The organism is Streptomyces sp. NRRL B-24572 (assembly GCF_002156145.1).
GTDB lineage: Bacteria > Actinomycetota > Actinomycetes > Streptomycetales > Streptomycetaceae > Streptomyces > Streptomyces vietnamensis.
Genome location: NZ_MWIG01000165.1, coordinates 1 through 6,307, shown reverse-complemented (window position 1 = coordinate 6,307; position 6,307 = coordinate 1). Strand labels below are relative to the sequence as shown.

Genomic DNA, 6,307 nt, shown 5'->3' with positions numbered 1-6,307 from the left:
TGACGTCCTCGGCCCGGCGGCCGCGCACACCGTCGCCGCCGGGTACGGGCTGAGCTGGGGCATCGCCTCCGCCGCCGCCTTCGACTTCCACGAGGTCGCGCTCGCCGTCCCGCTGCTCTCCTTCTCCCTCGAAGCGCTCGCCCGCAGGCGCTGGCGGCAGGCCGTCGCCTGGGCGGCGCCGTTGCTGCTCGTCAAGGAGGACCTGGGGTTCACGCTCGCCGCCGTCGGCGCGTACATCGCGATCAAGGGCCCCCGCCGGCTCGGGCTCGGCACCGCCGCCGTCGGCGTCCTCGGCTCGCTCCTGGAAGTGAAGGTCCTGCTGCCGGCCTTCAACCCCGGCGGCGGCTACGCCCACGCCGGCAACCTCGCCGAGGCCCAGGGCTCCCTGCTCTCCACCCTCGCCCACGCCCCGCTCGACGTGCTCCGCCCCGAGGCCAAGGCGGTCACCCTGATCCTGGTCTTCGCCCCGTCCGCGCTGCTCGCGCTCCGCTCACCGCTCGCCCTGATCGCCGTCCCCACCCTCGGCTGGCGGCTGCTCTCCGAGAACGGCTTCCACTGGGGCACGTCCTTCCACTACAGCGCGATCCTCATGCCGGTCGTCTTCGCCGGCCTCGTGGACGCGCTCAGGGACACGTCCAGGCGCGAGCTGCGGGCCGTCCTCGCGACCGTCCTCGCCGTGACCGCCGTCCTGATCCCGTCCTTCCCGCTGGCCCAGCTCGCCCAGCGGGCCACCTGGCGCACCACGCCGCACATCGAGGCGGCCCGCGCGCTGCTCGCCCGCATCCCCGACGGCGCCACCGTCGCCGCCTCCAACCGGCTCGCGCCGCAGCTCACCGCGCGCTGCACGGTCGTCCTCTTCCCGACGTTCCCGGTGGGCGGCGAGCTCTACCGCTACGACGTCCCGCGCATCCCGGCGCCGACCGCCGCGTGGATCGTCCACGACGAGCGGGCGCCCGAGGCCTGGCCGTACCCCTCGGGCCACTGGCCCTACCCGATCGAGCGGCAGCGGGCCGAGCTGGAGGCCGCGACCCGGACGTACGGGTACGAGGTCGTCGCCCGGCGTGACGGCATCACGCTGCTGCGCCGAAAGTCCGGCGGCTGACCAGCGGGAAACGCCCTCTTCCGTCAACGTCGTAACCCTGCGGGCCGGTCCCTCTTCGGAGGGACGGAACCCCGCCGCCACGCCGGGGCGCAAACCCGCCACAGGGCCTCGGAGCCCTTGTGCCGCTTGGGATCCGGCGAATTCGAGGCGGTTCGTTCGGCGCACGTGGCGCGCAACACGACTATCGAAGGGTTATGGTGGAAACCCCCCCTCGGGCCGGTCCGTATCCCCCCCACGGACCGGCCCGTTTTTTGTACCCACGGGGCCCCGAGAACGGGTCGGCCCCGAGAACGGGTCAGCCCCGGCCGGCCCAGATGTTGGTGCCCTCGGTGTCGACGGCGAAGGAGTCGATCTCCTTCAGCTCCTCCTCCGACAGCGGCGCCCCGTGCAGCGCGGCCACGTTCTCCTCCAGCTGGGCGACGCTGGACGCGCCGATCAGCGCCGAGGTCATCCGCTCGTCCCGCAGCACCCACTTCAGCGCCAGCTGGGCGAGGGTCTGCCCGCGCCGCTGGGCGATGTCGGCGAGGCCGCGAAGCCGCCGCAGCACCTCGTCGGAGAGCAGGTTCGGGTCGAGGGACTTGCCCTGGGTGGCCCGCGAGCCCGCCGGGATGCCCTTCAGGTACTTGTTGGTGAGCAGCCCCTGCGCGAGCGGGACGAAGGAGATGCAGCCCATGCCGGCCGCCTCCAGGGTGTCGAGGAGGGCGTCCTCCTCGGTCCACCGGTTGATCATGGAGTACGAGGGCTGGTGGATGAGCGGCCGGACGCCCATGTCCTGGAGGATCCGCGCGGCCTCGGCGGTCTGCTCGCTGTTGTACGAGGAGACGCCGACGTACAGCGCCTTGCCCTGCTGGACGGCGGAGGCGAGGGCCCCCATCGTCTCCTCCAGCGGGGTGTGCGGGTCGAAGCGGTGCGAGTAGAAGACGTCGACGTAGTCGAGGCCCATCCGCTTCAGGGAGGCGTCGAGCGAGGACATCAGGTACTTGCGGGAGCCCCACTCGCCGTACGGCCCGGGGTGCATCAGGTAGCCGGCCTTCGTCGAGACGATCATCTCGTCCCGGTACGGCGCGAAGTCCTGGGCGAAGAGCTTGCCGAAGTTCAGCTCGGCGGAGCCGGGCGGCGGCCCGTAGTTGTTCGCCAGGTCGAAGTGGGTGACGCCGAGGTCGAAGGCACGGCGCAGGATCGCGCGCTGGGTGTCGAGGGCCTTGTCGTCGCCGAAGTTGTGCCAGAGGCCGAGCGAGATCGCCGGGAGCTTGAGGCCGCTGCGGCCCGTCCGGCGGTACTCCATGGCGTCGTAGCGGTCCGCGGAGGCGCGGTAGAGGGGGGAATCAGTCACGTATCTCTGCTTATCACGGACTTGTGACCGTCCCGGGCTGGGAGCTCGTTACCCGTCCGCAGTAGTGTGGCGGCTTCGGGGGGCCGACACTGCATGGAGGGGTAAAGAACAGTGAACCTGCGCGACCTGGTGTACGGGCTCTACGCACGCCGGGTGGAAGGCCGCCTCGACCACACCCAGGTGCCCAAGCACATCGGGGTCATCCTCGACGGGAACCGTCGCTGGGCGAAGGCCTCCGGCGGGACCCCCGAGCAGGGACACAAGGCCGGTGCGGACAAGATCACGGAGCTGCTCGGCTGGTGCGCCGAGACGGACGTCGAGGTCGTCACGCTCTGGATGCTCTCCACGGACAACCTGAACCGCCCCGAGGAACAGCTCGTCCCGCTGCTCGGCATCATCGAGAACGCCGTGCGCTCGCTGGCCGCCGACGGCCGCTGGCGGGTCCACCACGTCGGCACGATGGACCTGCTGCCCGCCCGGACCCAGACCGTCCTGAAGGAGGCCGAGGAGGCCACCCACGGCAACACGGGGATACTCGTGAACGTCGCGGTGGGCTACGGCGGCCGGCAGGAGATCGCGGACGCGGTCCGTTCGCTGCTCCTGGAGCACGCGGAGCGGGGGACGAGCTTCGAGGAGCTCGCCGAGATCGTCGACGTCGAGCACATCTCGGAGCACCTGTACACGCGCGGCCAGCCCGACCCGGACCTGGTGATCCGCACCAGCGGCGAGCAGCGCCTGTCGGGCTTCATGCTGTGGCAGAGCGCCCACTCCGAGTACTACTTCTGCGAGGTCCACTGGCCGGCCTTCCGGAAGGTCGACTTCCTGCGGGCGCTGCGCGACTACGCGGCCCGGCACCGGCGCTACGGGACCTGAGGCCCACCGGTCACCCCCGGTCGGAACCGATCATCTGGTGTTCATGAACACGTCGTCATATGCCATGGCATGGCAGAGGGTGTTCGAGGGCATATCCCAAGTGAAGTGAGCGGCACGGAGACCGCCACCCGGGAGGCCCCTTGCACCAGGACGACCGTGCGGGACACGTACGGGAGAAGCGGAGGGCCGTGGTTCGGCCCGCGCATGGCGGCCTGAGCCCGGTCCCATTCCGCAGCGACACCGGTTCCGTCGCACCCCGACCTCACAGGGGTCTTCCGAGGGGGTCTGTCCTTCCGTGGTGACCAGCACGAAGCGCCGCCTTTCCGACCGGCGCACCTATGTTCTCGACACCAGCGTCCTGCTGGCCGACCCCAAAGCCGTCTCGCGCTTCGAGGAGCACGAGGTGGTGCTCCCGATCGTCGTCGTGACGGAGCTGGAGGCCAAGCGGCACCACCCCGAGCTCGGCTACTTCGCCCGGCAGGCCCTGCGCCTGCTCGACGACTTCCGGGTCCGGTACGGACGCCTGGACGCCCCGCTCCCCATCGGGGACCTGGGCGGCACCCTGCGTGTCGAACTCAACCATTCCGACCCCGGCGTCCTGCCCGCCGGCTACAGGTTGGGGGACAACGACTCACGGATCCTCGCGGTCGCGCGCAACCTCCAGGCGGAGGGGTACGACGTCACCGTCGTCTCCAAGGACCTGCCGCTGCGCATCAAGGCCTCCTCGGTCGGCCTCCTCGCCGAGGAGTACCGCGCCGAGCTCGCCATCACGGACGCCAACGGCTGGACCGGGATGTCCGAGCTCGCGCTCTCCGGGGAGCAGATCGACCTGCTCTACGACCAGGACTCGCTGTACGTGCCGGAGGCCGCCGAGCTTCCGGTCCACACGGGCCTGGTGCTCCAGTCCGAGCGCGGCAAGGCGCTCGGCCGGGTCACGGCCGAGGGGAACGTACGGCTCGTCCGCGGCGACCGGGAGGCCTTCGGGCTCCGCGGCCGCAGCGCCGAGCAGCGGATCGCGCTCGACCTGCTCCTCGACCCGGACGTCGGCATCATCTCCATGGGCGGCCGGGCCGGCACCGGCAAGTCCGCGCTCGCGCTCTGCGCGGGCCTGGAGGCGGTCCTGGAGCGCCGGCAGCACCAGAAGGTGATGGTCTTCCGCCCGCTGTACGCGGTCGGCGGCCAGGAGCTCGGATACCTGCCGGGCAGCGAGTCCGAGAAGATGAGCCCGTGGGCGCAGGCCGTCTTCGACACGCTGTCCTCGGTCGCGAGCCGCGAGGTCATCGAGGAGGTGCTGGGCCGCGGGATGCTGGAGGTCCTGCCGCTCACCCACATCCGGGGCCGCTCGCTCCACGACGCCTTCGTCATCGTGGACGAGGCCCAGTCCCTGGAGCGGAACGTCCTGTTGACCGTTCTGTCCCGTATCGGGGCGAATTCGCGGGTCGTGCTGACCCATGACGTCGCCCAGCGCGACAACCTCCGGGTCGGCCGGTACGACGGAGTCGTCGCCGTGGTCGAGAAACTGAAGGGGCATCCGCTCTTCGCCCACGTCACCCTCACCCGCTCCGAGCGCTCCCAGATCGCCGCGCTCGTGACGGAGATGCTGGAGGACGTCTCGATCTGACCGGTTCGTACCCTTCTGTAGGGGTACGGGAGTTGGCGCCGCCCGGCAAAGCGCAGGAGCTTAGCCGGGCGGCGTCCTGCTGTCTCCCGTATCCATCAAATCCCTTGCGTCCACCCAGGTGTGAGCTTTCACACGCAACACGGAATTGCCTTGCGGCGTCGCCGTCCGGCAAAGTCTTGCTTCCGTCAGGCCCCGCATACGGCACACGTGCACCCTCAGGGGTGCGCACCGCACCACACAACTCCACAGCCGTCGCCGTATGCCGCCCACAGCACCACGGGCCCGTGTCTTCTGTGACCCCGTACGTCGGAGACCAGTGCCAGGGGCAAGATTTCGCCCGCGTGGTCACCTGTGCGGGCGTGCTGGAAGGAAACCGTGTGAGCCGGATCTCGGTCCGGGGATTCGCGGTGGCTTCGGCCACTGCGGTCACCACTGTCGGCGCCATCGCCGGTGTTGCCACGGGCAACGCCGCGCAGCCTTCGGACGACAACTTCGAGGCCACCGCGGCCGGCACCACGCTGCTCGCGGACATCCCCGCGGGCGAGCAGGCCCAGGTACAGGTCTCGTCCCTCTCGGAGCAGGCCGACGTCCAGGCCGCCGCCGCCGACGCCGCCGCGAAGAAGACCGCGGAGGAAGCGGCCCGCATCCGCGCCGCCAAGGACGCCGAGGCGAAGAAGGAGGCCGCCGACAAGGCCGCCGCCGAGGCCAAGGCCGAGAAGGAGCGCAAGGAGCAGGAGGCGCAGGAGCGCGCCAGCCGCTCCGCGGCCCGCGACATCACGTCCTTCTCCGCGCAGGGCTCGTACAGCATCTCCGAGGTCAAGGCGATGGCCCGGCAGATGATGGGCGCCGACCAGTTCCAGTGCTTCAGCAACATCGTGGACCACGAGTCCGGCTGGAACTACCGCGCCTCCAACCCGTCCTCGGGTGCCTACGGTCTCGTGCAGGCCCTCCCGGGCTCCAAGATGGCCTCGGCCGGCGCCGACTGGCAGACCAACCCCGCCACCCAGATCAAGTGGGGCCTCAGCTACATGGACGGCCGCTACGGCAGCCCGTGCGGCGCCTGGTCCTTCTGGCAGGCCAACCGCTGGTACTAGTACCGCCCGCCGGTACCAGTACCGCGCTCTCAACCTCGGGAAGCCCCTCACCGTCCTACGGTGAGGGGCTTCCTGCGTGTAGGTTCGCGGGGACGAGTCGGTGGGGGGAAGAAGGAAGAGATGTCCGGAGTGCCAGGGTGGCTGGGACGGTTGGGCGCGAGCCTGAGCCGCATGAGTGAACGCCTCGACGAGCGCCGGGCCGAGGCGGAACGGGAGGATCCGCTCGGGCCGCCGTACGAGGTCGCCCTCGACGTCCCGTACGAAGCCGCGCCCGCGAGCGCGGC

At 70.7% G+C, this 6,307-nt stretch carries 5 protein-coding genes and 1 pseudogene; 5 read left to right on the top strand and 1 reads right to left on the bottom strand.

Annotated features, from left to right (window positions below; translation table 11 throughout):
• Nucleotides 1–1,102: DUF2079 domain-containing protein (locus CCN56_RS10920; RefSeq protein WP_086825934.1), on the top strand; the 1,102-nt coding region annotated here is incomplete at its 5' end.
• Nucleotides 1,103–1,397: 295 nt separating this feature from the next.
• Here CCN56_RS10920 and mgrA read toward each other — a convergent pair.
• Nucleotides 1,398–2,435, bottom strand: coding sequence for an L-glyceraldehyde 3-phosphate reductase (gene mgrA / locus CCN56_RS10915; RefSeq protein WP_086825933.1), 1,038 nt, complete (start codon nucleotides 2,433–2,435; stop codon nucleotides 1,398–1,400).
• A 111-nt stretch (nucleotides 2,436–2,546) separates the two neighbouring features.
• On the opposite strand from mgrA, the gene CCN56_RS10910 reads away from it, so the two are divergent.
• The 4 genes and pseudogenes from CCN56_RS10910 to CCN56_RS44415 form a co-directional block, all read left to right on the top strand.
• On the top strand, nucleotides 2,547–3,308 hold the full coding sequence (locus tag CCN56_RS10910) for an isoprenyl transferase (RefSeq protein WP_086825931.1): 762 nt from the start codon (nucleotides 2,547–2,549) through the stop codon (nucleotides 3,306–3,308).
• A gap of 295 nt (nucleotides 3,309–3,603) precedes the next feature.
• A complete protein-coding gene (locus CCN56_RS10905) occupies nucleotides 3,604–4,929 on the top strand; it encodes a PhoH family protein (RefSeq protein ID WP_086825929.1) in 1,326 nt (441 codons plus the stop codon).
• 377 nt (nucleotides 4,930–5,306) lie between these two features.
• Nucleotides 5,307–6,023: a transglycosylase domain-containing protein gene (locus CCN56_RS10900; protein WP_086825927.1), complete on the top strand. Its 717-nt coding sequence runs from the start codon at nucleotides 5,307–5,309 to the stop codon at nucleotides 6,021–6,023.
• 120 nt (nucleotides 6,024–6,143) lie between these two features.
• Nucleotides 6,144–6,307, top strand: a pseudogene (locus CCN56_RS44415) (AI-2E family transporter); the annotation flags it as partial.